The sequence below is a fragment of the Corynebacterium aurimucosum ATCC 700975 genome, from assembly GCF_000022905.1.
Lineage (GTDB): Bacteria > Actinomycetota > Actinomycetes > Mycobacteriales > Mycobacteriaceae > Corynebacterium > Corynebacterium aurimucosum_F.
On sequence record NC_012590.1, the window covers coordinates 2,620,188 to 2,645,600 of the forward strand.

General features: G+C 63.0%; 23 protein-coding genes. 11 read left to right on the top strand and 12 right to left on the bottom strand.

Annotation, left to right across the window (positions count from 1 at the left end; translation table 11 throughout):
- Nucleotides 1-170 precede the first annotated feature (170 nt).
- The 5 genes from glpK to serS form a co-directional block, all read right to left on the bottom strand.
- A complete protein-coding gene (gene glpK / locus CAURI_RS12475) occupies nt 171-1,718 on the bottom strand; it encodes a glycerol kinase GlpK (RefSeq protein ID WP_010188529.1) in 1,548 nt (515 codons plus the stop codon).
- A gap of 36 nt (nt 1,719-1,754) precedes the next feature.
- The gene (locus CAURI_RS12480) at nt 1,755-2,492 is read right to left on the bottom strand and encodes an MIP/aquaporin family protein (protein ID WP_010188526.1); all 738 of its coding nucleotides are present in this window, start codon (nt 2,490-2,492) and stop codon (nt 1,755-1,757) included.
- A gap of 74 nt (nt 2,493-2,566) precedes the next feature.
- Nucleotides 2,567-4,291: a glycerol-3-phosphate dehydrogenase/oxidase gene (locus CAURI_RS12485; protein WP_010188524.1), complete on the bottom strand. Its 1,725-nt coding sequence runs from the start codon at nt 4,289-4,291 to the stop codon at nt 2,567-2,569.
- 330 nt (nt 4,292-4,621) lie between these two features.
- Nucleotides 4,622-6,367 carry a lysophospholipid acyltransferase family protein gene (locus CAURI_RS12490; protein WP_010188522.1) on the bottom strand — a complete coding sequence of 582 codons (1,746 nt, stop codon included), beginning with the start codon at nt 6,365-6,367 and terminating at the stop codon, nt 4,622-4,624.
- A gap of 89 nt (nt 6,368-6,456) precedes the next feature.
- A complete protein-coding gene (serS, locus tag CAURI_RS12495) occupies nt 6,457-7,719 on the bottom strand; it encodes a serine--tRNA ligase (RefSeq protein ID WP_010188518.1) in 1,263 nt (420 codons plus the stop codon).
- Between the two features lie 66 nt (nt 7,720-7,785).
- Between serS and CAURI_RS12500 the strand changes: the two genes are divergently transcribed.
- From CAURI_RS12500 to CAURI_RS12510, 3 genes are all read left to right on the top strand, one after another.
- Nucleotides 7,786-8,517 carry a GntR family transcriptional regulator gene (locus CAURI_RS12500; RefSeq protein WP_010188517.1) on the top strand — a complete coding sequence of 244 codons (732 nt, stop codon included), beginning with the start codon at nt 7,786-7,788 and terminating at the stop codon, nt 8,515-8,517.
- Between the two features lie 73 nt (nt 8,518-8,590).
- The gene (locus tag CAURI_RS12505; RefSeq protein WP_010188516.1) at nt 8,591-9,706 is read left to right on the top strand and encodes a septum formation family protein; all 1,116 of its coding nucleotides are present in this window, start codon (nt 8,591-8,593) and stop codon (nt 9,704-9,706) included.
- Between the two features lie 28 nt (nt 9,707-9,734).
- Nucleotides 9,735-10,082 (top strand): metallopeptidase family protein, encoded by a 348-nt coding sequence (locus tag CAURI_RS12510; protein WP_010188515.1) that lies wholly within the window; start codon nt 9,735-9,737, stop codon nt 10,080-10,082.
- A 76-nt stretch (nt 10,083-10,158) separates the two neighbouring features.
- Here the strand turns inward: CAURI_RS12510 and CAURI_RS12515 are convergent, their stop codons facing one another.
- Nucleotides 10,159-10,806 (bottom strand): histidine phosphatase family protein, encoded by a 648-nt coding sequence (locus CAURI_RS12515; protein ID WP_010188514.1) that lies wholly within the window; start codon nt 10,804-10,806, stop codon nt 10,159-10,161.
- Nucleotides 10,807-10,817: 11 nt separating this feature from the next.
- Nucleotides 10,818-11,729 carry a prephenate dehydratase gene (pheA, locus tag CAURI_RS12520; protein ID WP_010188513.1) on the bottom strand — a complete coding sequence of 304 codons (912 nt, stop codon included), beginning with the start codon at nt 11,727-11,729 and terminating at the stop codon, nt 10,818-10,820.
- A gap of 41 nt (nt 11,730-11,770) precedes the next feature.
- Here pheA and CAURI_RS12525 point away from each other — a divergent pair, with 41 nt between their 5' ends.
- From CAURI_RS12525 to CAURI_RS12535, 3 genes are all read left to right on the top strand, one after another.
- A complete protein-coding gene (locus tag CAURI_RS12525) occupies nt 11,771-12,916 on the top strand; it encodes an amidase (RefSeq protein ID WP_010188512.1) in 1,146 nt (381 codons plus the stop codon).
- Complete coding sequence (locus CAURI_RS12530; protein WP_010188506.1) at nt 12,913-13,611, top strand: CPBP family intramembrane glutamic endopeptidase; 699 nt, start codon at nt 12,913-12,915, stop codon at nt 13,609-13,611. The genes CAURI_RS12525 and CAURI_RS12530 overlap by 4 nt, the downstream gene beginning before the upstream one ends.
- Nucleotides 13,612-13,703: 92 nt before the next feature.
- Nucleotides 13,704-15,107: an LCP family protein gene (locus tag CAURI_RS12535; protein WP_041729633.1), complete on the top strand. Its 1,404-nt coding sequence runs from the start codon at nt 13,704-13,706 to the stop codon at nt 15,105-15,107.
- Nucleotides 15,108-15,212: 105 nt separating this feature from the next.
- Here CAURI_RS12535 and CAURI_RS12540 read toward each other — a convergent pair whose 3' ends face one another.
- Genes CAURI_RS12540 through CAURI_RS12550 form a run of 3 tightly spaced genes read right to left on the bottom strand, consistent with a single transcriptional unit; the run spans nt 15,213 to nt 17,815 of the window.
- Nucleotides 15,213-16,142, bottom strand: a complete 930-nt coding sequence (locus CAURI_RS12540) for a DUF5926 family protein (RefSeq protein WP_010188492.1) — start codon at nt 16,140-16,142, stop codon at nt 15,213-15,215.
- A 21-nt stretch (nt 16,143-16,163) separates the two neighbouring features.
- On the bottom strand, nt 16,164-16,868 hold the full coding sequence (locus CAURI_RS12545) for a glycerophosphodiester phosphodiesterase family protein (protein WP_010188490.1): 705 nt from the start codon (nt 16,866-16,868) through the stop codon (nt 16,164-16,166).
- A complete protein-coding gene (locus CAURI_RS12550) occupies nt 16,868-17,815 on the bottom strand; it encodes an L-lactate dehydrogenase (RefSeq protein ID WP_010188488.1) in 948 nt (315 codons plus the stop codon). Before CAURI_RS12550 ends, CAURI_RS12545 begins: the two co-directional genes overlap by 1 nt.
- Nucleotides 17,816-17,955: 140 nt before the next feature.
- On the opposite strand from CAURI_RS12550, the gene CAURI_RS12555 reads away from it, so the two are divergent.
- Nucleotides 17,956-19,797 carry an alpha/beta-hydrolase family protein gene (locus CAURI_RS12555; RefSeq protein WP_010188486.1) on the top strand — a complete coding sequence of 614 codons (1,842 nt, stop codon included), beginning with the start codon at nt 17,956-17,958 and terminating at the stop codon, nt 19,795-19,797.
- Nucleotides 19,798-19,821: 24 nt separating this feature from the next.
- Here the strand turns inward: CAURI_RS12555 and msrA are convergent, their stop codons facing one another.
- Nucleotides 19,822-20,472 carry a peptide-methionine (S)-S-oxide reductase MsrA gene (msrA, locus tag CAURI_RS12560; RefSeq protein ID WP_010188485.1) on the bottom strand — a complete coding sequence of 217 codons (651 nt, stop codon included), beginning with the start codon at nt 20,470-20,472 and terminating at the stop codon, nt 19,822-19,824.
- Nucleotides 20,473-20,635: 163 nt separating this feature from the next.
- On the opposite strand from msrA, the gene CAURI_RS12565 reads away from it, so the two are divergent.
- From CAURI_RS12565 to CAURI_RS12580, 4 genes are all read left to right on the top strand, one after another.
- Nucleotides 20,636-21,238, top strand: coding sequence for a superoxide dismutase (locus tag CAURI_RS12565; protein ID WP_010188484.1), 603 nt, complete (start codon nt 20,636-20,638; stop codon nt 21,236-21,238).
- Nucleotides 21,239-21,538: 300 nt separating this feature from the next.
- Entirely contained in the window at nt 21,539-23,245 is a 1,707-nt protein-coding gene (locus CAURI_RS12570; protein ID WP_010188482.1) for a carbon starvation CstA family protein, read from the top strand.
- Entirely contained in the window at nt 23,235-23,492 is a 258-nt protein-coding gene (locus CAURI_RS12575; protein WP_010188480.1) for a cory-CC-star protein, read from the top strand. The genes CAURI_RS12570 and CAURI_RS12575 overlap by 11 nt, the downstream gene beginning before the upstream one ends.
- Nucleotides 23,483-24,457, top strand: a complete 975-nt coding sequence (locus CAURI_RS12580; RefSeq protein WP_010188478.1) for an ArsA family ATPase — start codon at nt 23,483-23,485, stop codon at nt 24,455-24,457. Before CAURI_RS12575 ends, CAURI_RS12580 begins: the two co-directional genes overlap by 10 nt.
- Here the strand turns inward: CAURI_RS12580 and CAURI_RS12585 are convergent.
- Entirely contained in the window at nt 24,454-25,350 is an 897-nt protein-coding gene (locus CAURI_RS12585; RefSeq protein WP_010188476.1) for a LysR substrate-binding domain-containing protein, read from the bottom strand. The two genes, CAURI_RS12580 and CAURI_RS12585, sit on opposite strands and share 4 nt — an antisense overlap.
- Nucleotides 25,351-25,413: the final 63 nt, after the last annotated feature.

A 25,413-nucleotide genomic window follows, 5' to 3' on the forward strand; every position in this document is an offset into this window, starting at 1 on the left:
AGCGATGCACACGAGGGCGCGCCCGCAACGCTGGTGGCCACAACAACGTCCACTGCAGCGTTGGCTCCCCACCACCGTGCCGCAGCCTGCCACGCGCACAACGACGAAGGCGGCCGCCACGAGAATGCTCGTGACAGCCGCGCCTGCGTGCGAAGGTTCCTGCTTAGCCCTTAAGCGATAACGTCGTCATCGTCCACGTCTTCCCAGTTCAGGGAACGCTTGATGGCGCGCTTCCAATCGCGGTAGAGAGCCTCAACTTCTTCCTTCTCACGCTGCGGCTTCCACACCTTGAAATCACCCTGCTGGGCGCCCAGCACGCTGAGGTCATCCCAGAAACCGGAGTCCAGACCGGCTGCGAAGGCCGCGCCGGTGGCGGTGGTCTCCACGTTCTTCGGGCGGTGCACCTCCACACCGAGCATATCTGCTTGGAACTGCATGAGCAGCTCGTTCATGGTCATACCGCCGTCGACACGCAGCTCGGTGATCTCCACGCCGGAATCAGCGATCATGGCATCGGCGACGTCGCGAGTCTGGTACGCGGTGGACTCGAGGACGGCGCGCGCTAGGTGCTTGCGGTTGGCGTAGCGGGTCAGGCCCACGATGACACCGCGGGCATCCGGGCGCCAGTACGGAGCGAAGAGCCCCGAGAAGGCCGGCACGATGTAGACGCCACCGTTGTCCTTGACCTCGCGCGCCAGGTTCTCAATGGACGCGGAGTTCGGAATGAGCTGCAGATTATCGCGCAGCCACTGCACCAGAGAACCACCCATCGAGACGGAACCCTCGAGCGCGTAGACCGGACGCTCGCCCTCGCGCTGGAAGCACACAGTGGTCAACAGGCCGTTCTCAGAGAACTTCGGGGTGGTACCGGTGTTGAGCAGGAGGAACAGGCCGGTGCCGTAGGTGTTCTTAGCGGACCCCGGGCGGAAGCAACCCTGGCCGAACATGGCGGCCTGCTGGTCACCCAGGATGGCACGAATCGGCACACCGGACAGGGAACCGCGCTCACGGACGGTACGGAAGTCACCCAGAGAGGGACGAATCTCCGGCAGCATGGAAGTGGGGATACCCATCTCCTTGCACAGTTCCTCATCCCACTCGAGCTTCTCGATGTCCATGAGCAAGGTGCGCGAGGCATTGGTGACGTCCGTGGCGTGCAGGGCCTCTTGGCCGTTGTCGCCGTCAGCGCCGCCGGTGAGGTTCCACAGCAGCCAAGTATCGATGGTGCCGAAGAGCAGCTCGCCCTTCTCCGCACGCTCGCGGGCACCCTCGACGTTATCGAGGATCCACTTCACCTTGGGGCCAGCCGGGTAGGAGTTGATGATGAGGCCGGTGCGGCGACGCCACTTGTCCGCACCTTCATCACCAGCGAGTTCCTTACAAATATCGGTGGTACGGGTGTCCTGCCACACGATAGCGTTGTACACCGGCTTACCCGTGTTCTTGTCCCACACGACGGTGGTCTCGCGCTGGTTAGTGATGCCAAGTGCGGCAATGTCTTCGACGTTAATGTCGCCATTCGCCAAAGCCTCACCCACCGCGCGGCGGGTGTTGCTCCAGATTTCCTCCGGGTCATGCTCGACCCAGCCCTTCTCCGGGAAAATCTGCTCATGCTCGAGCTGGCCGACGGACACCTGCTCACCGTCGTGGTTGAAAATGATGCAGCGGGTAGACGTGGTTCCCTGATCAATCGCTGCAACGTAGCTCTTGGTAGTCATTGTGTTCTCCGTTTCTGAGTAGTGAGGTCTGATTTTTTAGAGAGCCATAGACAGCAGACCAACGGCGACGGCCGCGAGGGTCGGTGCAACCACCGGAACCCATGCATAACCCCAGTTGGCGCTGCCCTTGTCCTTGATGGGGAGGATGAAGGCGTACATGATGCGGGGGCCAAGGTCACGGACCGGGTTGATCGCATAACCAGTGGCAGTACCGAGGGAGAGACCTACGGACACGACGACGAACGCGACGGCGAAGTACTTCAGCGGGCCCAATTCGCCGCCAGCCGGGCCGAAGGCGATGAACATGAGCAACACGCAGGTAGCGATGAACTCGGTGACTGCGTTCCAACCGTTGTTCGGGTGCGCCGGGGCGGTAAAGAAGATGCCCCCGGTGTTCTTGTTGGCGCCGGTGACGTTGCCGGCTTCGTCGAGGTTATTGGCGTCGAAAAGCTGCTTAAAGGTAGCCCAGGCAAGGAATGCACCAAGCATCGCGCCGAGGATTTGTCCCAGCAGGTAGTAGGGCACGAGGCTCCATTCGAGCGAGCCGTTCACGGCCAGCATGATGGTGACCGCCGGGTTGAGGTGGCCGCCGGAGGGGTCGGCGACACTAGCGCCGATGAAGACCGCAAGGCCCCAGCCCATAGCGATGACGATCCAGTCCGAACCGCGCGCGCCTGAGGTGCGGAGGTTCACAACGGCACATACGCCGTTGCCGAGCAGGAGCAGCAGCGCAGTGCCGATGAACTCCCACAGGAATGCATCCATTCCGGTCATAAGATGTCCTTTCTTATCTGCCTAGGCCAAGGGCCCAGCGAGGGAAAACCACCTCTCGCTGGGCCCTGTGACTTTTAGGCTTCTTCCTTGGTGGCTCGTGCGCTTCCTGCGCGCTCGAGGATGTCATTTGCTTCACGGTCGGTCAGCGCTGCCTCAGCGGCGAGCTCTGCCTCGGTGTGCTTGGTGAAGTGGGAGACTTCGCGCTCGATGTCGGCCTGCTCCCAACCCAGTAGCGGGGCGACGAATTCAGCGATCGGCTGCGCAGCGGCGACGCCGCGGTCGGCAAATTCGATAGCCACGCGCAGACGGCGGGAGACGATGTCGTCGATGTGCAGGGCACCTTCGTGGGTCACGGCGTAGCGCACCTCTGCCCAGATGTAGCTCTCGGCGCCCGGAACCGACTCGAGCAGCGTGGCGTCGTCAGCAGCCGGGGCGAGGACCTCACCGATCAGCGAGCCATAGCGGCCGAGCAGGTGCTCAATGCGGTCCTCGCTGAGGTTATAGCGACGGGCCAAGGCCGGAATCTGGTTAGCCAGTGCGTGGTAGCCGTCCGCGCCCAAAATCGGTGTGCGCTCGGTGACGGACTCGGACACCTTGGTGCCCAGCTCCTTGGCGGCCAGGTCCACGGCATCCTTGCCGATGACGCGGTACGTGGTGTACTTGCCACCCGCGACGGAGACCATGCCCGGTGCCACGCGAGCAACGGCATGGTTGCGGGAGAGGTTGGTGGTGGAATCGGACTTGCCGGACAGCAACGGGCGCAGGCCGGAGTACACGCCGACGATGTCATCGCGGGTGATCTTGTCGCGCACACGCTGGTTGACTTCGTCCAGAATGTAGTCGATATCCGCCTTGGTCGGCGCCGGATCCGGCAGGGACAGGCCCTTCTCCCAATCGGTGTCGGTGGTACCGATGATCCAGTACTCACCCCACGGGATGACGAAAAGCACGGACTTTTCGGTGACGAAGCACAGTGCGGCTTCCGCGTCGAGGGCATCCTTCGGTACCACGATGTGAACGCCCTTGGAAGCGTGGACGGTGAACTTGCCTTCAGCGCCCGCCATGTCCTGAATCTTGTCATTCCACACACCGGTCGCGTTGATGAAGGCCTTGCCCTTCACGGTGGTCTCGCGGCCGGTTTCCAGGTCACGGACCTTCGCGGCAGTGATGCGGCCGCGGCCGTCCTTCTCAAAGCCAATCACCTCGGTGCCGGTGCGCACGCTAGCGCCGTATTCGGCGGCGGTGCGCAGGACGGTCATGGTGTGGCGGGCGTCGTCGACAAGCGTGTCATAGTAGCGCACGCCACCGACGACGGCGTCCTCCTTAAGACCCGGGGTCACCTTCAGCACACCCTTGCGGGTGAGGTGCTTTTGCATGGGGACGCTCTTGGCGCCACCCATGAGGTCATAGAGGGTAAAGCCGCCGAACATCATGACGCGCTCCCAACCGCGGTGGGTCAGCGGGAAGATGAACTTCAACGGCTTCACCAGGTGTGGCGCCAGGGTCGACATGTTGAGCTCGCGCTCCTTCAGGGACTCCGCCACGAGGCGGAAGTCGAACATTGCCAGGTAGCGCAGGCCACCGTGGAACATCTTGGAGGAGCGCGAAGACGTACCCGCCGCAAAATCTTGGGATTCCAGCACGGCCGTCTTCAGGCCACGGGTGGCCGCATCCAGTGCAGCGCCGGCACCTACGGAACCTCCGCCGATGATGACGATGTCATAGTCCTCGGTGGAGTAGTCGTTCCACGTCTTTTCAAAATATTCGGGGTTAAAGCTGTTGATACTCGTCGTGGTCATTGTTGACCGAGTCTCCTCTCTCGCTGCACGGCGTCAGAAAGGCCAGCCCCTCGTTGACGGTATGCGCAGCATAGTGTGCTCATCCACCGCGCGCTCGATGTGCCGATGCCTGGCCAACTGCCCGAACGGCGGATGAGGAAGAAGTTTTCTCCCACGGCCAATGCTATAGGTCACCCGTATTTCTCCCTGGAGACGCTACTCACACGTAAGTTCCGCCGCCGTAACCTGGAGTTTCTAAACCCTTCCATAGGGTGACAAAATAAAATAACACCCCCTTCCGGGGGTGTTAGCGGGCGTTAAGAACTAGCTGCAAGTCCAGGGGTTCAAACCCTATTCTTTCTCCTGCTGCAAGCGCGCCATCGCCTCCAACACTTCTGCCATGCCACATCGTTCAGCGGAATAGGTCACCGCTTGGGCAGCCTTAATCACCTCAATGGGGGCTGTCTCCAGCGCCACCATGCGCACAGCGATATCTTCCCCACCCTCCGCAAACGTCTCATCACCAGGCTCGTTGGCAAAGAACAGGAGGTCTGCGGGCTCGGCCCCGACCTTCTTCGCTACAGCCGCCAACCCCTCCGCAGGTGAGGAAGCCGTGACCACCACACCCCCGGGAGCATCGTTGAACTGCACCCCTTCAGCCCCTTCTGAGCAGGCAATGCGCCAACACGATTGGGGGAGGTCCCCAAAGGCAGCAGCGTCCAGCACTTCGCCCTGGGGCGAGAGCACAACGAACTCCTCCACCTGCGGGCGCAACTGCGTCAGTGCTTCCTGAAGCCGCTTCGAGATTTCCCCGTTCTCCATGCTCAGCGCGCTCTGATCTGCCACAATCACCCGCGGCACAACGGAGTACTGGGCTTTCACGCGGTGTGGCAGGCGGGAGACGATAATGCGCGATTGCGTCGCCGCAGAAAGCAGGCCCTGCTCCACTACGGAACCGGCGAAGATCTCCTTGCTGCTCGCCGTCATAGAGGCCTGGGCCTCCACCACATCGGACTTCAGTTGCGCCATAACCTCCGTGACCTTGTCGCGGCCTTCCCCGACTCCGCGCATGGCTTCCTCGACCACCGAGTTGAGGTTCTCCTTAATCCACTCCAGAGTCTCCGGAGCAGTACGCGGGCGCTCTTTGCCTTTCTCAGCGGCTGAGCTTTCAACTTGTGCGCCGTCGCTTTCCTGCGTGGCGTCGGCGTTCTCGTCGCCAAGCTCTGCTCCCGATTCTTCAGAGTTAGCCCGCTTCATCAGCGCCATCCGGTCGCGCATGAGCTCCACGGTGGCCTCGGAGACGCGGTCCTTGAGGTTGGTCAGGTCATCGCGCAGCCGGCGCACACGGTAACGCTCACTCTCCACCTCGGAGTCCTGGGCCTCGGACTCCTCCAGCGTTGGTGCCCCACCACCCTTGCGGGCTGGGACCCAATACTCACCAGCCGGCATTGGGCCGAACTCCGCCTCGTAGTCGGCCCACAGGCCCTCCAGGGCCTCCTGCATGCGGCGACGTACCTCCGCGATATCCGCGTCGAAATCACCCGTCGTGTAATAAGGCTCCAAAGCTTTAATCAGCACCGGCGTCTTCGTGCGACCCAAGTGCTTCTTCTGTCCCTTCGTCCAAATGCGCTGGGAGCCAAAGATAACCTGCGGAATAATCGGCACGCCCGCACCATGCGCAATCCGCGCCGCGCCGTTACGCATGCTGCGGATCTCAAAGCTGCGGGAAATCGTTCCTTCCGCGAAGACCCCCACGAGTTCCCCACTCTTGGCTAGTTCGATGCCCTTGACAATCGACGCCCCGCCATCGATACGGTCCACCGGGACATGCCCCATCACCTGAAAAAGCTGGCCGGCCACCGGCGTCCGGAAGATGGAAGCTTTTGCCAAGTAACGCACCAAACGGCGCTTGCGGTACGCCAGGAAAGCCCCAAAGAGGAAGTCCATGTAGCCGGTGTGGTTGCAGACGATGACGGCCCCGCCCTTGTCCGGGATATTCTCCTCCCCGGACAGGCGCATCTTGAGCCCCTGGGCCAGCGTCACCCCGCGGCCGATGTGCGTGATCTGCCGGTAGAGGAAGTTAGTCACAGCGCTCATGGTGCTCCAAACAGCTAAGACCCCGCTGTCGAGGGCAGCGAGGAGGGACAAGAGAGGGCGGCGCGCGAAGCCCCGCGCACCGCGTTCTTCTAGGAGTTTACGGGGTACAGCACGTCCTTACCCACGAATGGGCGCAGGGCCTCCGGGACCACCACAGAGCCGTCTGCCTGCTGGTGGTTCTCCAGGATGGCCACGAGCCAGCGGGTGGTGGCCAGGGTGCCATTGAGCGTGGCGGCGTACTGGGTCTTGCCGTTCTCATCGCGGTAGCGCGTGGACAGGCGGCGCGCCTGGAAGGTGGTGCAGTTCGAGGTCGAGGTGAGCTCGCGGTACGTGTCCTGGGTGGGCACCCACGCCTCGTTATCGAACTTGCGAGCCGCAGAGGAACCCAGGTCTCCGCCCGCGATATCGATGGTGCGGTAGGACAGCTCCATCGCCTCCAGCATGTCCTTTTCCATGTTCAGGAGCTTCTGGTGCATCTCCTCGGCGTCTTCCGGCTTGCAGTAGACAAACATCTCCAGCTTGTCGAACTGGTGCACGCGCAGGATGCCGCGGGTGTCCTTGCCGTGCGAACCTGCCTCGCGGCGGAAGCAAGAAGACCAGCCTGCATACTGCAACGGCCCCTTGGACAGGTCGATGATTTCTTCCTTGTGGTAGCCAGCCAAGGCCACCTCGGAGGTGCCGACCAGGTAAAGATCATCCGCCGGAAGGTAGTAAATCTCATCGGAGTGCTGGCCCAAGAAGCCAGTTCCCTGCATAACGTCCGGGCGCACAAGTACCGGTGGAATCATAAGCTTAAAGCCCGCCTCACGAGCCTTCTGCGCAGCCAGCATCAACATGCCCAGCTGCAGGAAGGCACCATCACCAGTGAGGTAGTAGAAACGTGCGCCGCCTACTTTGGCGCCCCGCTTGACGTCGATAAGCCCCAGCGTCTCACCCAACTCCAGGTGATCCTTCGGTTCGAAGTCGAACTGCGGCTTCTCACCGACCTCCTCGAGCACGATGAAGTCATCCTCGCCGCCCGCCGGAGCACCTTCCACCACGTTGGAGAGCTGGTACTGCAGCTCCGTCACCTTGGCCTCGGCCGCGGCCGCTTCCTCGCCGGCCGCCTTGACCTTCTCCTTCAACTCGTTAGAGCCTTCCAGCAGCGCCGGGCGCTCCTCGGGGGAGGCCTGGCCAATCTTCTTGCCAAAGGCCTTCTGCTCCGAGCGCAGCTGGTCTGCCTTCACAATGGCCGCGCGGCGCTGTTCATCGGCGGCGAGCAGCTGGTCCACCAAAGAGGGGTCCTCCCCACGGTTTACCTGGGAGGCGCGGACGACATCGGGATTTTCGCGAAGAAACTTGAGATCAATCACGCCGGATAGTCTAGCGCACGGCCATACCTTTGCGCTGGTCATAACCAGCGCATTATCATGGATATCATGGCACCTCACATTATTACCGACGGCCCCGTGCCCAAGCACGCTCAGCTGCGGGATATTCTCTCCGAGCTCTGCCGAACCACCCTCAAACCCGGTGACATCCTCCCCGGCGAGCGCATTCTCGAAGAAACCTACGGAGTTTCCCGCATCACTGTGCGCCGCGCCATCGGTGATTTAGTAGCCGAAGGCCGCCTGCGGCGGGTGCGAGGCAAGGGCACCTTCGTGGCTCCGAACCCACTGGTCTCCCGGCTCCATCTGGCATCCTTTTCCGATGAGATGGGCTACCAAAAGGTACAGGCTTCCTCGAGAATCCTGCTGGGCGAGCGCAGCACCGCGCCCAGCGAGGTCTGTGATTTCTTCGGCACAGAGTCCACGGTTGCACACACCCACCTGCGGCGCCTGCGCTTGGGCGATGGCGAGCCTTATTCCATAGACGATGGCTGGTATAACTCCGCCTTCGCGCCGACGCTGCTAGAAAATGACATCTATAACTCCGTCTACGCGATTCTGGATAGCACCTTTAAGGTCCCCATCACCGAGGCCGAGCAGACTGTCACCGCGGTGGCGGCGGAGGAGGACATCGCCGAGCTTCTCGACGTCTCACCGGGCACCCCACTGCTGCACATCACCCGCCTCGCCCGCTCGGGGGATCGCCCGGTTGAATGGTGTTCCTCGGTCTACCGCACTGACCGCTACCGCCTCACAACACACGTCTCCCGCGCGCGTATGTAGCGGCACCCTCGCCCAGAACAGCGCTGGGCGGGCTAGAAGCCAGGGCCGTTAAGGGAGTAGTATGAAGAGTTCTATGAGCACTTCATCTGCGTGGCGCTCCGCCTCTGCCATCCGCGTCGTCCTCGTTGCAGCCGTGGCTGCGGCCGTCTTCATGGCGTCCTACGGCCTCTTCAGCGGCGGACCAACCGGCACCAATTCGGCCGGACATGGCTCCGCTAGCTCCAGCGCCGACGGCAGTCAGGCCGCCGATCCTTCTGCCGCCGACGGCGAAGCTGCTCCCTTCACCACCGCCTCCGCTGGGGCATGCGTGACGTGGGACATCGCCCCCGACGGCACCGCCACTGGTTTTGAGCAGATCAGCTGCGATAAACCACACCGCTTCGAAGTCTCGGCGCGCGAGGATCTCAGCACCTACCCCACCAGCGAGTTCGGTCCCAACGCCACGCGCCCCGACATCACACGCCAAAACGCCCTGCGCGATGAGCTGTGCGAGGTACCCACGGTGAGCTACCTGAATGGCAAGTGGGATCCCAACGGGCGCTATGACATTGCTTCCATCCTGCCCCCGGCCGCATCCTGGGATCAGGGTGACCGTACCTTGCTGTGTGGCCTGCAGACTACCGACGCCAACGGCGTACCGCAGGAATCCACCGGTAAGGTCAGCGAGGTGGACCAGGCGGTCGTCGCCAAGCCGGGCGAGTGCCGGAAGGTGGATGATAAACAGGCGCTCACTACCGTGCCCTGCCAGGAACCGCACCAGATGGAGACCGTCTCCGTCATCAACCTGGCCGAAAAGTTCCCCGATGGCTACCCCAGCGATGAGGACATGGATAAGTTCCTCTCCGAGACCTGCACCCAAAATGCGATGGACTACCTGGGCGGCGAGGAGAACCTTTACCAGTCCACGCTGCAACCTTTCTGGGGTGCGATGAACCGCGAAACCTGGGAGAGCGGCTCCCGTTCGGTGAATTGCTCGCTGATCCACATCAAGGACGGCCACTTCTCCGAGATCACCGGCTCTGCCACAGGGGGACGCGAGGCCCTGAGCATTAACGGCGCCCCGCCGACCGAACAGCCGAAGCGCAACCCATTGCGTGACCCGAATGCTCAGCCGGGCGGCGAGAACGCCGAGCCAGCTGGCGCGAACGACGCTCCCGCCACCCCCGAAGCTGCGGCACCGGCCCTCTAATCCCGGCCCTTGAACAGGAAGTAGCCACATGTACGAGGTCAGCGAAGAGCGCTTTGAGGAAATGGTCGGCGAGGCCCTAGATAAAATTCCGGATCGCTTCGTTAATCAGATGCGCAACCTGGTCATCCTCGTCGAGGAAGAACACCCGGAGAACCCTGAACTGTTGGGGCTTTATGAGGGCGTCATGCTCACGCAGCGCACCGCCTCACACACCGGCTACCTGCCGGATACCATTTCCATTTACCGGCAGCCGTTGCAGGCCATCAGCAACTCGGAAGAAGAGCTCGCCCACGAAGTCCTGGTGACCGTCTTCCACGAGGTCGGGCACTATTTCGGATTCGAGGAGGAGCGCCTCCACGAGCTCGGCTGGGGGTAGGTGCCTAAGGCACCTACCGTGGGACCACAACGACGCCTACCGTGACCACAACGAAACCTACCGTGGCCGCGAGAAATTAAACTTCGGTATCCGCCCAGCGCTTGAGCGTCCACTGGCCAAAAGGCTGGCCCTGCGGCTCCATGAGGGTAAAGCGGCAGTTCGGCATATAACCGGTATAAGCAAAGTCTGGGTCCACTCCGCAGGCGTGCGCCGTCACCACGCGAATGGCGGCGCCGTGGCTGACGACGACGATGTCTTCATCATCCTCCAGCTCCGCAGCGAGATCCTCCAACACCGGTTGGTAGCGCTCGAGCACATCCACGTAGCTCTCGCCGCCAGGCATCCGGGCGCTCTCATCGCCGTCGAGCCAGCCGCGCAGCGCCACCATATATTCGCGGTGGGTGTCCTCGCTGCCGCTCATTTCATGCTCACCGGCGAAGACCTCGTGCAGGCCTGTACGCACTTCCACGGGAACGTTGCGTTCATCGACGGCCTCGCCGTATGTGCGGGCGGCCAACATCGCGGTCTGCTGGGCACGCAGGGCAATAGAACATACGAACCGCACGCGGCGGCCGGCGCACAGCTCAGCTAGCTCGCGTCCCACATCTTCCGCCTGGCCGCGGCCGCGCTCGGTGAGCTCGGCGCCCGGGGGCCGGGTATCCATAACGCGGTCAATATTGGAAAAGGTCTGGCCGTGGCGCAGCAGGATAATTCTTCCGGTCATGCTTCACCACACTATTGGCCGGTGCGCGCCTGCGCTACCCATTCATCGGCCTCGTGCAACCGCGCCAGATCCCGCGGCGCCTCCCCCAGCGCCACCACGGAAGGCCAGGAACCAACGAAAACGACGTCCTCCGCCCGTAGCCATAGCGCCCGCAGAGCCTCCGCCACCGGCTGGTCCTCAATGTGCCCGATGAGATCGGCGTGGAAGCGGTAATTACCAAACACGGTGCGCAGCGGGCGGGATTCAATGCGGGAGAGATCCACCCCGCGGTGCGCGAATTCCTGCAGGGCCCCCACCAGGGAGCCGGGCTCGTTGGGCAGGGTGAAGATGACGGATGTCCTATCGTTGCCGGTCCGCGCGGTCGGCTTTCCGGCCGACCCCACGAGGACGAAACGAGTCGTGGCCCCCGCGACATCTGCCACGTTCTCCGCCAGAGAATCCAGTCCGAAGACCTCCGCTGCACGGGCAGGGGCGGCAGCAACATCCACCTCCCCGCGCGCCACGGCCTGCGCCGCCGCACCATTCGACGCCGCCGGAACATACTCCACGTCCGGCAAGTTCTGCTCCAACCAACCGCACACCTGCTGGTAGGCCACAGGATGCGTGGAGAACGTGCGAAGGTTCTGCGCGGAAGTGCCGGGGCGCACCAGAATGGAAAAAGACACCGGCAGGTCTACCTCGCGGTAGATCTGGACCCGGGTGCCGTCGGCAAGCGCGTCAAAGGTGGCAGTCACCGGCCCATCCACGGAGTTTTCGATAGCCACGCAGGCATAGTCCGCCGCACCGGAACGCACCGCCGACAGTGCCTCGGCTGGGGAGCTCACCGGCAGCCCCTCGGGAGCAGCAAAGTCTGCGGCGAAATGCTGCATCGCCGCTTCCGTGAAGGTTCCGGCGGGCCCGAGGAATGCGATGGTGGTGCTCATGACAGCAACTTTATCTCACACAACTACTAAACTGAGCCGCCATGGAAAGCACCGAGTTCACTCTGGACAAGCTGCGCGAGGATCTATCGGGCCTGAGCCCTGCGGAGCACGGCTTCACGTACCTCGACCTTGAGTGTCGGCCGCAGTCGCATGGACGCTTGAGCGGGTGGATTCTCTCGGTGAAGGACCTCAACGATGTCGCCGGCATGCCCACCACGCTCGGTCATGCCGAGCGTGCCTACGTGGCGGAGGAGACCGATCCTTTACTGCAGGAGCTCATCGATGCTGGCGCGCTCGTCGTCGGCAAATCCGCCGCGCCCGAGCTGGGCCTGCGCGTGGACACCGAACCTGTTGGCCTGCCTCACCCGGATAATCCGCTCTACCCGGGCCATACTCCGGGCGGTTCCTCGGGCGGAGCGGCGGTCCAGGTGGCGCGGGGTCTGCTGCGTGCCGCGCATGCCTCCGACGGTGGCGGTTCCATTCGTGTGCCGGCTGCCGCCTGCGGCGTCGTCGGGTTCAAGCCGGGTGGCGAGGATCTCTCGGTGCAGGGGTTCATCACGCGCAGCATCGCCGATACCGCAACGCTGCACGGCTTTCGCCCGCGTGCCCGGCGCGCCCGCATTGGCGTGCTGACGGATCCTCTTTTCGCCGAGGTCGAGGTGGCCCCGCACATGCTGCGCGCGGTCGCAGAGGCCACCGCCACCTTTGAAGGCGCGGGTTTCGAAACCGTGGCCATTTCCCCCTATCCCCAGGCTGCGGCTACCTTTGAGGCCTTCCAACACATCTTTAGTCGCCGACTAGCCGGCCTTGACTTCGCGGAGGGTTACGCGGAATGGATTCGTGCGAAGGGCCGCCGCGTCACGGATTCCGAATTTGCCGCAGCCCGCGCCCACGCCGCGCAGCTATCGGAAATGCTGGCACAAGAGTGGGAAGTAGACGCCATCTTGAGCCCCATGCTGGCTTTCGATCCGCCACGGCGCGGGCATTTCCTGGCGCTGGACCACCAGGCCAATTTCGATGAACAAACGCGGTGGTCGCCGTGGGGATCGTTGTTCAACGTGGCACAGCTGCCCGCTATTTCCGTGCCGTGGCCGGTGCGCGATCATCCGCCCGTGGGCGTGCACTTAGGTTCGCTCACGCTTGACGACGCCTCCCTTCTCGGCCTCGCCCAGGTGCTTCACCCATGACCGCCCGTTCCCGCCTGCGCGCGGAAATCCTCATCGTCCTGACCATCACGTTTGGTATCTCGGGTGTGCGCGCCGCGCTGCGTCTGACCGATTCCCTGCTGAACCCGGCCCCACTCAACGAGCAATCGGTCACCATCAACGCCTCGCAGTCGGCGACGACGCTGCTTGACCTCGCTTTCCAGCTCTGCAGTGCCGCGGTGCTCTTCGCGTGGGGAGCGCTTGCTCTGTACTTGATTTCCTCTCCACCCCGCCCGCAGTGGCGGGACGGCCTGCACGGTGCAGCGCTAGCGGCAGTCATTGGTCTTCCGGGGTTGGTGCTGTATTACGTGGCGCTGCACGTCGGTTGGACCAAGGAGATCGTCCCAGGGGCTTTCGATACGGGGATTGAGATTCCCGTGCTGCTCATCAAGTCCTTTGCCAACGCCTGGGCAGAGGAACTGGTGGTGGTGTACTGGTTCATGACCAGGCTCAAGCAGTCCGGGTGGGCCCTGCCCGCAACACTGGCTGCTTCCTCCATCCTGCGTGGCTCTTATCACCTCTACCAGGGTGTTTCCGCGGGCTTCGGCAATATCATCATGGGTGTGCTCTATGGCTGGTACTTCCATCGCACCGGGAAGGTGTGGCCGCTGGTCATCGCGCACTTTCTTATCGACGCCGTCGCTTTCGTGGGCTACGCGCTGCTCTTCGGTGCTTAAGCACGAGACAAGAGTTCGTAGCGTCACGAAGACCACGACCACACCCTGTGTGATAGATGGGGCGGAAGTGGTTTCGCGGTACAGTGTTCCCCATGACCTACCAAGGACGCGACCCAGAGCGCGAAGCTCGCCGTGCCGGCGAGCCCCACGGCGATTCCCGCCGCGCGGGCTTTGCTGATTCAGCGAACCCTTCCCGCCCCTACGACCCGGCTGGCCCGCGCGCTGCGCATGCCGCCGGGCAGGACGCCAGCGAATTTGTCCTTGGTGCCGACGGACAGCCCTTGCGTGATCGCTACGGCCGCCCAGTGCGCCGCCGTCCCTCCACACCGCGCAGCACGCCGTCCCATAATTCCGCACGCGCCCAGCGTCCCAGCCCGCGTCGCTCACGCCCGGAGGAAACCCGCTTCGACGTCGATGCCTACATGGCCCAGCACTCTCCCGCGCGCCCAGCGCCCCGCCAGAGCGCGCCCACCCGGGAACCTGCCGCCGGCGCCTACCGGCGAGGCCCCGACGCTCCGCCACGCAGCTACTCCCCACAGACCCCGTCCCGCGGGCGTCCCACGGGGCGCCCGCATAGCCGTCGTAAAAAGGTCAACCCGGCCAAGCAGGCTTTCGGTTGCCTGGGCTGGCTCGTCGTCATCGTCCTCGTTTCCATGGTGGCCTTCACCTTGTGGACGGATTCACGCCTCACCCGCATCGATGCCCTGCCCAACGAGCAGGTGGCACAGACCTCTGGAACGAACTGGCTGTTGGTGGGCTCAGACTCACGCCAGGGCCTTACCGAAGAACAACAAGCGGAGCTAGGTACCGGTGGCGATGTAGGTGTCGGCCGCACCGATACCATCATGCTTCTGCACATCCCTAGCTCCGGGAAGGCCCAGTTGGTCTCCATTCCGCGCGATAGCTACGTCGACGTGCCTGGCTTCGGCATAGACAAAGTCAACGCCGCCTTCACCTACGGCGGGCCGCAGCTGCTGACCCAAACCGTGGAACAAGCCACCGGCCTCCACATCGACCACTATGCGGAGATCGGCATGGGCGGCTTGGCAAACGTGGTGGATTCCGTGGGCGGCGTGGAGATTTGCGTCAAGGAGCCCATCAACGATCCGCTCGCGGGCATCGACCTCCAAGCGGGCTGCCAGAAGCTCCGCGGCCCTGACGCGCTCGGCTATGTGCGTACCCGCGCTACCGCGATGGGTGACCTAGACCGCGTCGAGCGCCAGCGCGAGTTCTTCGCCGCGCTGCTAGATAAGGCAACGTCCTTCTCGACAATTGGCAACCCCTTCAAGGCCGTCTCCCTGGTCAACCACACCGCGGATTCCTTCATCGTCAACGAGAAGGACCACGTCTGGCACCTTGCCCGCGTGGCGCTATCCATGGCCTCGGGCGTGGAGACAAAGACTGTGCCGATCGGCGGCTTCCAGGACACGGTCGTGGGCAATGTCGTCCTCTGGGATGACGCTGAGGCCCAAGCGCTCTGGGACTCCATGCGCTAAGACTCGTCCGGTCGTTTCGATCAAATAAGGCTCCAAAACCACAAGGTTTTGGAGCCTTATTTGATCGTTTCGCACCCACGCCTCGGGGGCGGAGGCACCGAAGAATTAGCGCAGCGTCACCTGACGGGACTTGATGTTCTGCAGCTGCTTGCGCTCATCGGCGTCGAGGTTAGCGTCGTTGGAAATCTCCTCCTCCAACGCCTTGTTCACGCGAGACAGTTCGACCTCGTAGGAGTCGTGCGCAACCTCTGGGTCAAGGTCAAAGACCGGGGCGATCAGGCCGTGGGTGCGGAAGACACCGGCGAACTTCGTGTTCTCGCCCAGGTTGAGCTCACCGCGAGCGGCAATGCGCGCGAGGGCGTTGAGGAAAGCATTCTCGTCATCGCACGGGCGGACCCAACGGATGTGCGCCTTGCCGCCACCGGCGTTAGCCCAGAAGGCGGTGCCGACGAAGCCTTCGGCCTCCTGGCCCACCTGGTAGGACTCGATGACGGAATCATTAGCACGCTGCAGAGCCTGCGCCATCTGCGGAGGAACCTGCGCGCCCTCCGGCATCCACCACGCGAAGTCCTGGTAGACGTTGATCTCCAGCTCGGCGTCCTCCTCCAGCAGCTCCTTGAGCTCCGGCTGGGAGCCATCAGCAGCAGTGGATTCCAGGGTGGAGCCCGGCGCGTTGTTCTTCACCCAGTTCAGGGCGAAAGCCAGGTCACGGCCCGGGTTGTGCGTGTGGGACTGCACCTGCAGGCCCACGAAAGCCTCACCACCGGACTCCTCTTCACGGATGAGCGCCGCGGTAGCACCAGGCAGCACAGTGGCGACATAGACATCCTTGTCAAAGCCCTTGACGGACAGCTTCGCCGTTGCGGAAGGAACAAATTCCTGCAGGGCGACGAGGCTAGCCTCAGCGGCGAGCCCACCGAAGGGGCGAGGGTCCTTTTCCAGGGCAGCGCGCTCGGCGGCGCGGGCAGCGAGCTTAGCTTGGCGGCGGGACATGCCCTCCGGCAGCTGTTCGTTCTTCTTTTTCTTCTTGGCCATACTGAACAACTTACCTGTTCATTACAGCTCAATGGCATGCAGGGCCACTTCCGGTTGGTTCGTGGCGAGAATATCCACCCCATTGGCCCATGCCCACTTCATGTCCTCAGGTTTATCGATGGTCCACATGTACGTGGGCAGACCATGCGCGCCGATGGCACCAGGTTGGAGCTTGCCGCGCAACAGCGACATACCTAAGCCTGTGGGCTGCGATAACAGGATATCTGGGCGATTGAAATGGCGCTCCCAATCGCGACGCAGATAGATGCGGTCGACGTGCGGGGCGAGCGCTGCCATTCGACGGATGGCCCGGTGGGAAAAGGAAATCATGTGGATCCGGGGGTCGTCGAGAAGCCCGGCGTAGCGCAGCCGCAGCACCATCTGTTCTTCGAGGATGTCGCCCTGCCCCGAGGGATGCTTGGTCTCAATGTAGAGGTGGTGCTTCTTTTCCCCGAGCATGTCGAGGAGTTCGTCGAGAAGCAGCATGCGCTGGCCGCCGCCAATCTTGAGGCGGCGCAGCTCCTCCCATGTCATGCGAGACACTCGACCTGAGCCATTCGTGGTCCGGTCCAGCGTGGGATCGTGGTGAACCACCACCTTGCCGTCGCTGCTCAGGCGGATATCGCACTCGATGCCGTGAATGGGAAGCTCGAGCGCTTTTTCAAAGGCAAGAGGGGATAGCTCCGGATATTTCCCGGAGTATCCCCTGTGGGCGACAATCTTCACTAGCCGAAGATTTCTTCCTTGATGGTGTTGAGAGTGTTGAAGGAGTTCTCGAAGCGCTCCTTCTCGTGCTCATCGAGGGCCAGCTCGATAACGCGGTTAACGCCGGAGCGGTCAACGATGGCCGGGGTGCCGATGAAGACATCCTCGTGGCCGTACTCGCCCTGCAGGTAAGCAGAGACCGGAAGGGCGACGGCCTGGTTCTGGATGACCGCGCGGGTGATGCGGGCCAGGGCCATGCCGATGCCGTAGGAGGTGGAGCCCTTAGCGTCGATGATGTGGTAGGCGGCGTCCCGGGTGTCCTCGAAGATCTTCTCGATGCGCTCGTTGTAGCCCGGGTCCTTCTCAGAACGGTGGGACAGGGAGACACCTGCGATGTTGGCGGAGGAGACAACCGGCAGCTCGGAATCGCCGTGCTCGCCGATGATGTAGGCGTGGACGGAGGTCGGAGCCACGTCATCCATCTCAGAGAGCATGTAGCGGTAGCGGGCCGAGTCCAGGACGGTGCCGGAGCCGATGACGCGCTCGTGCGGGAAGCCGGAGGCCTTCCACACTGCGTAGGTCAGCAGGTCCACCGGGTTGGAGGCGACCAAGAAGATGCCGTCGAAGTCATTCTTCATGACGTCCGCCACGATGGAGTTCATGATCTTGACGTTCTTATCCACGAGCTGCAGGCGGGTCTCGCCGGGCTTCTGTGCGGCACCGGCGCAGATGACGACCATGGAGGCGTCCTTGCAGTCTTCGTAGGTACCCTTGGTCACGCGAGTGCGGGACGGGGCCCAGACGACACCATGGTTGAGGTCCATGACGTTGCCTTCGAGCTTCTTTTCGTCGATGTCGATGATGGCCAGGTGATCAACAGTGCCCTGGTTGACCAGAGCGTAGGCGTAAGCAACTCCAACATCGCCAGCGCCGATGAGTACTACTTTGTTTCCAACATGATTTCCCATGACTCCTATTGTGCCCCTAATGTCCGAGTTTTGCTCGTTATGCGCCCGAATTCACAGGTTCGGTAGTCCGATCTCACATTTTTACGCCCGATTGGGTCTGATTAGTGGCATCACTGCACGTCCGCCCCAAAGCTGGTTCAATGGCCAGCATGCGTCAACTTGCGCGCCGCATCGCCCTCAGGACCGCCCGCACGGGACTTCAGGCTGCCATCTTTTCGCTGGAGCTCATCAGCGATCTCACCCCCGGCATGCGCATGACCGGCAGGCGGCGCCTGCCCCAAAATATGTGGCCCGGGCTCTTCGGCGCCGAAGTCGCGACCTGGGCAGCTGTCTCCCCGTCGCTCTTGCCACGCCCGTGGTGGGTTACCGCTGCCAACGTGGCCATCGGCCAAGGCGCGGGACACCTCGCCGCCACCACCGCGGCTTTCGCGGCCAAGCGCGCGCTACACCACGCTGGCCGGCGCCCCCAGGACCGCGTCGGCCCTACCACTCGGCGCTTTTCCTACTACCTACTGGGGCTCGGAACCTTCATCGCGGGCATACGCTCCCTGCGCAACCAAACGGAGCAGGCCCGCCTCGTGGGCAAGCTCAATGACCGCGGCCCGCAATCCGCCGCACTAGGCATGGTGGCGGGCACCGCCGGCTACGGCGCTTTGCTCATCGTGGGGGAGGCAGCCCAGCTCACCGTCACCCAGCTTTCCCTCCAGGTCCAGCGCTGGCTGCCCCGGTGGATTGCCTGGCCCCTAGCCGGCGGCGCGGTGGGCTTCGCCGCGGCTGTGGCCAGCGACCGCATGGTCTGGCGCCGGCTGCTCCGCAAGGCCACTATCCAGGGCCTTGCCCTCAACAAGCTCGTCTATCCGGGCTCCGTCATGCCCTGGGAGCCGGAGCGCTCTGGCAGTCCATGGTCCCACGAGCAATGGACGGCTGTCGGCTCTCAAGGCCGGGTTTTTCTCGACCGCGGCCCCCGCGCCCAGGACATCAAAGAGGTCATGCACTTTGACCGAGCACGCGAACCAATACGCATTTACATCGGCCTCATCCGCGGCCGCGGTCCGCACGCCGCTGCCCGCCACGCGGTGGCGGAGATGGACCGCACGGGGGCCTTCCACCGCGACACCATCGTGCTGCAGATGCCCTCCGGCTCAGGCTGGATCAATAATTATTCGGTCAGTGGCTATGAATTCCTCACGCGCGGCAACTGCGCCACCGTGGCCTTGCAATTCGACTACCTGCCCTCCATGTTTTCTTACCTGGTGGATAAGAACCTCTCCCGCACTTTTGCGCGCGAGCTCATTGCCGCCGTTCACGCCCGCCTCGAGCTCTTGCCCGAGGACAACCGCCCCAAGCTGTACTTAAGCGGCGAATCCCTGGGCTGCTATGCCATCGTGGAAAACTACGAGACGGTCGAAGAGTTGCTGGCGGCGTGCGATGGTGCGGTATTCACTGGGCCGCCCCGGATGACCAGTTTCATGCGGCGCCTGCACCGCGAACGCGGTTCCTTGGAGCGCTTGCCGCTTGTCGACGGCGGCCGGCACCTCCGCTTCGCCGCAGTCCCCGCCCACATGGAACACGATGCTTTCGGCGAACCCTACGGTCCCTGGGAACGCCCGCGGGTGGCGGTGGGACAGCACGCCTCCGATGCCATCGTGTGGTGGGATAGCAAGCTCATTTATGCTCGTCCCAACTGGATCCACGAGCCGACCCCGCAGACCTTGTACGCAGATACTTTTAAAAACCTGCGCTGGCACCCGTTCATCACCTTCTGGCAGGTAGCACTGGACCAGATCAACTCGCTCAACGTGCCGGGCGGCCACGGGCATAACTACTTCGAGGAAACCTTCTGGTACTGGGATTCCGTCCTCGGCTCCCAAACGCGCACCCAGCTCACTCCGGAGCTAGCTGAGCGCATGCGGGATTTTGTGGAGCGCGACCAGCTCAATAAACCTTCTGACTTCCGCACGCACGTGCGCAAACAGCTCTAGCCGCACGCACGTGCGCTCACTGCGCTAGCCACACTTGACGCCGGTGCTGTGGTGCGGGCAGTAACCGTTGGGCACCTTGTGCAGGTACTGCTGGTGCTCGTCCTCGGCCAGGTAATACTCCCCCGAGTCCGTCTCGCTGAGGAGGGTGACTTCGGTGGTGGTGGCGCCGAAGCCGGCGTCGGCAAGCTTGCCTGCGTAGGAATCCACAAGCTGCTGGATCACCTCGCGTTCCTCCTCAGTCTCTGGATAAAAGGCCGAGCGGTACTGCGTACCCACGTCGTTGCCCTGGCGGAATCCTTGAGTCGGATCGTGAGCTTCCAAGGCCTTGACCACAAGGTCGCGCAGGCTCACGCGCTGCGGATCATAGGTAATCTGCACCGCCTCCGCGTGGTTGGTCAGCCCACGGCACACCTCGTAGTACGTGGGGTTCGGCGTGGTTCCTCCCGCATAGCCCACGGACGTGGACTCCACGCCTTCGGTCTCCCAGAACATCTTCTCGGCCCCCCAGAAACAACCGATGGCGATGATGAGGGATTTCTGTCCTTCCTTCCACGGTCCAGTAATCGGAGTGCCTAGCACCGCGTGGGGCTGTGGGTTGTCCAGGACGGGCTCGGCGCGCCCGGGAAGGGCGTCCTCCGCCGCCACCAGCTTGGGTTCTGGTGTGAAAAGAAACATGCTGGGTTCTCCTTCGCTTAGTCTTGCCCTCCCCTTATACTCCGCTGCGCTGCCCACAATCCAGGTTTTTGTTCAGGGCCTCTCCCATAGAAAAAATATTGTGGCCAAATCCTCATCCGCGCCCTACCATGGGGCCTCGTACCCCAAAGAAAGGATGACACAAATGGCTGTTTACGAACTTCCGGAACTCGACTACGCATACGACGCTCTGGAGCCGCACATCTCCGCTGAGATCATGGAGCTGCACCACTCCAAGCACCACGCTGGCTACGTTGCTGGCGCTAACGCTGCGCTCGAGGCCCTGGAGGAGCAGCGCAACGGCGAGGCTAACGCTGACGCTATCCGCGCTCTGTCCAAGAACCTTGCCTTCAACCTGGGTGGCCACACCAACCACTCCATCTTCTGGAAGAACCTCTCCCCGAACGGCGGCGGCGAGCCCACCGGCGAGTTGGCTGAGGCTATTAACCGCGACTTCGGTTCCTTCGAGAAGTTCAAGGCTCACTTCTCCGCCATTGCTACCGGCCTGCAGGGCTCCGGTTGGGCAGTTCTGGGCTACGACCACGTTGCTGGCCGCCTGATTATTGAGCAGCTCACCGATCAGCAGGGCAACATCTCCGTGAACTTCACCCCGCTGCTGATGCTGGATATGTGGGAGCACGCCTTCTACCTCCAGTACAAGAACGTGAAGGCTGATTACGTCAAGGCTGTCTGGAACGTCTTCAACTGGGATGACGTTGCTGAGCGTTACGCAGCTGCCACCAAATAAGCACTGTGGCCTCCTTTAAGGCCATATAGCTTCGACCGCGCTGGGTCCTCTTCATTGAGGCTCGGCGCGGTTTCGCGTTTTCATCCGCCTCCAGCCCGTGGGCGGGGATGACCTAAACCCCTTCTGCCCCACCCACCCCACCCTTCCCTATAGAGTTTTAGAAATTAAACCCACCTTCACAAAACGACTATGGCATAATTCACACCACCTGCACATGTGGATGCGTATTACAGGCTTGCCTTTCTTGCTGAAAAGCCAACGCTGATGCGACATCTCAATTGATTCTCTTCAGGTGGTTTTGTGAACTCACTACTTCTCGTCTTTATCGGACTCGCCATGATGCTGGCGGGGTACTTGCTGTACTCGCGCTTCCTCGCATCGAAGGTGTACCAACTCTCCGAGGGTTTCTCCACGCCCTCCCACACCATGGAAGATGGCGTCGACTACGTCCCCACCAACAAGTACGTGCTGTGGGGCCACCACTTCACCTCGGTTGCGGGCGCGGCTCCCATCATCGGCCCCGCCGTCGCCGTGATTTGGGGCTGGCTACCGGCCTTCCTCTGGGTCACGCTGGGCACGGTCTTCTTCGCCGGAATGCATGACTTGGGCGCGCTGTGGGCTTCCCAGCGCCACCGCGGGCAGTCCATCGGTACCCTCTCCGGGCGGTATATCGGCGCCCGCGGGCGTGCGCTCTTCCTCGTCGTGATCTTCTTGCTGCTGCTCATGGTCAACGCGGCCTTCGCCGTGGTCATCTCCAACCTGCTGATTTCCACGCCCACCGCCGTCATCCCCACCTGGGGCGCTATCCTCGTCGCTTTGCTGATCGGCCAAGCTATTTACCGCTTCCGGTGGAACCTGACCATCGTCTCCATCGTGGGCGTCGCCGCGCTCTACGCGCTAATGATCCTCGGTGACCGCGTCCCGCTGGCACTGCCGGAAACCGTCCTGGGTATCCCGGACCGCGGCGTGTGGATCATCCTGCTCTTCGTCTACGCCTTCATCGCCTCCTTGCTGCCGGTGTGGGTCCTGTTGCAGCCGCGTGACTACATCAACGGCCTGCAGCTCTTCGTCGGCCTCATCATCCTCTACGGCTCTTTCCTCGTCACCCGCCCCGAGGTTGTTGCACCGACCGTGTCGGATCACGTCCCCGACAACACACCAGGCATCTTCCCGCTGCTCTTCGTCACCATCGCCTGCGGCGCCGTTTCCGGATTCCACGGCGTGGTGAGCTCCGGTACCTCTTCCAAGCAGCTGGATAAGGAAACCGACGCCCGCTTCGTCGGCTATTTTGGCGCAGTGGGCGAGGGCCTCCTAGCACTGGGCACCATCGTGGCCACCACATCTGGTTTCAAGACCGCCGCCGATTGGGAGGCCGTCTACAACGAGTGGAACGCCGGCGGCGTCGAGGCCTTCGTGCAGGGCGGCGGAGCCCTCATGAACGAAGGTTTGGGCATCCCTACTTCGCTCTCCGCCACCATCCTGGCCACCATGGCCGTTCTCTTTGCCGCGACGACGATGGACTCCGGCGTGCGCCTGCAGCGCATGGTGGTCTCCGAGGCAGCCGAGCTCATGGGTATCAAGCTCAGCGGACTGGTTGCCACCATCATCGCTGTCGGCTGCGCTTTGGGCCTGACCTTCTCCACCGGTGTCGACGGCTCCGGCGGTATGCTCATCTGGCCACTCTTCGGTACCACCAACCAGCTCATGGCGGGCCTGACGCTGGCTATCATCGTGGTCATCCTGACCCAGCTGCGCCGCCCGACATGGCCAGTGCTGCTCCCGCTGGTTTTCGTTACCGCCATGTCCCTGTGGGCAGCGGTGCTGCAGCTCAAGACGCTGTTCCAGGCCGGGAACTGGCTCCTGTTGGTTATCGATGGCGTCATCATCATCGCCGCTATCTGGGTCATCGCCGAGGCCATCGCCGCCATCTCCCGCGCGCGCACGGCCCCGCAGGTGGTATGGAATGACGAAGACATCGAGCCTCCCCTGCCAGTCAATGCTCGATAAACTGAAGGCCTTTGGGCGCGGTCTAGACGAGTTCTATTCCGCGCCCTATCGGCGCTCCTTTGCCAAGGCGCAGCAGGAGGAAGATGATCTTTTCATGCTGTTGGTCCTCTCGGAAGCTCTCGGGCTGCCGAATCCCGCCAGCTACTACACCTTGGAATTGCTGCCGCTGATGTATGAAGATTTCCACGCCTGGCACACGCGCATGGGCATGGAGCGCTCACCATTGAACGGAATCTCATGTTGTTAGCCCCCATCATGTTCTTTGGCGGCAAGGGCGGGGTGGGTAAGACCACGCTGGCCACCGCCACCGCCCTGCGCCTGGCCCAGGAAGGCAAGCGTGTGCTGCTGGTATCTACGGACCCGGCGCACAACCTGGGGCACATCTTTGGCACCACGCTTGGCGACGTCCCCACTACCATCCGCCCCCACTTAAGCGTCATCGAGATCGACCCGGCGCGGGCAACGGAGGAGCACCTGGAGGGCGTCGCCAAGCAGATGCGTCGGTTCATGCCGGAGCGCCTCCACCGCGAGGTCGGCCGGCACGTGGACCTGGCCCGGCACTCGCCTGGCACACACGAGGCAGCGATGTTGGAGCGCATCGCGCAGCTCGTCGAAGAGCAGCAGGCTGGTGGGGAGTTTGAGCACATCATCTTCGATACCGCGCCCTCCGGCCACACCTCGCGACTCATGGCGCTGCCGGAAATCATGGCCGCGTATACCGATGGACTGCTGGCTCGGCGCGAGAAATCCGATAAGTTCGGCGCGGTGGTGCGCGGCATGACCTCGGCGGAGAAGGCCGTATCCGCCAGCTCGCAGGACCCGGTGGACCGCCGTAACCAGGAGATCCGCTCCACGCTGCTCAAGCGCCGCCGCCGCTTCGAACGTTTGCGCTCCGAACTTTCCGACGACGCCACCACGTCCTTCTTCCTCGTCCTCACCGCGGATCGCACCCCGGTGCTAGAGACCGCCGAGTTCTACGCGGAACTGAGTTCCCACGGCGTGCACTGCGGTGGACTGCTGGTCAACCGCCGCACTCCGGAAAGCACGGGAGGGTTTCTTCAACAGCGCCGCTCCTCGGAGGACGCGGCCCTCGCGCTGCTCGCTGAGAAGCTGCCGGGCCAGCCGGTGCACACCTTGCCTTGGCTGCCGCACGAGGTATCCACCCCCGAGGCGCTCGCCGCCCTGGCCGCCGAGCTTCCCTTCGGCAGCTAATCGGCCTCGACCAAGCTACTGCCCTCGGCGGTGCGGGCCACCACGAAATCCTTGAAGTGCTCAACCGGCGGGGCATCATCGCCTTCGCGCCACACCAACCCCAGCTCGCGATAGGCCTCGGGTTCTATGGGAATGAGGTTGCGGGCTTTCAGGTACGGGTCATCAAGCGGCAGCAACGCCGATCCCAGTCCGGCGGCCACGAGGCCGGCCACGGTGGTCAGCTCCATGGATTCGAAGACGAGGCGCGGGCTAAAACCGGCCTCGCTCGCTAGGGAATCGAGAAGCATGCGTGTTCCATAGCCAGGCAACATGCCGATGAAGGGCTCATCGCGAAAGTCTTCCATGCGCACACTGTTTCTTCCGGCAGCCCAATGCCCTTCCGGCACCGCGAGTCCGAGTCTTTGCAGCTTGAGCTGGTGCCAGCCCAGCGGGCCCGGGCTTATAGGCCGGGGACCGACGAGCGCCAAGTCGGATTCGCCGGCCGCTACTCTGTCCACGAGCTCGCGGGCCGCGCCCTGGTGCAGGCGAATATCCACGTGGGGGTGCCTGGCGCGATAGGCCTTGAGCAGCTCCGGAACCATCCACGTGCCGAGGGAATGCATGAAATCGAGGCGCACGGTGCCGCGCTCCGGATCCATAAGTCGGGAGACGGCATCGCGCGCGGCGGCTTCCGACAAGAGCATCCGCCGCGCATGGTCCACGAAGGCCCGGCCGCGCGCATTGAGCCGCAGGCGTCGGCCGCTGCGCTCAAAAAGGCTGGCCCCCACGGCCGTCTCGATACGCTGAACGCGGCGGGTCAACGCGGATTGGGAGAGCCCGAGGGAGTCGGCAGCGGCGCCGACGAGGCCATGGTCGGCCACGGCGACGACTCCGCGGACATCCTCCAGATTCATGCACACCTCGCATGGCTTATGTAACTTTCGGACATTTTACACATAATCCGCGCTAGGCCATGC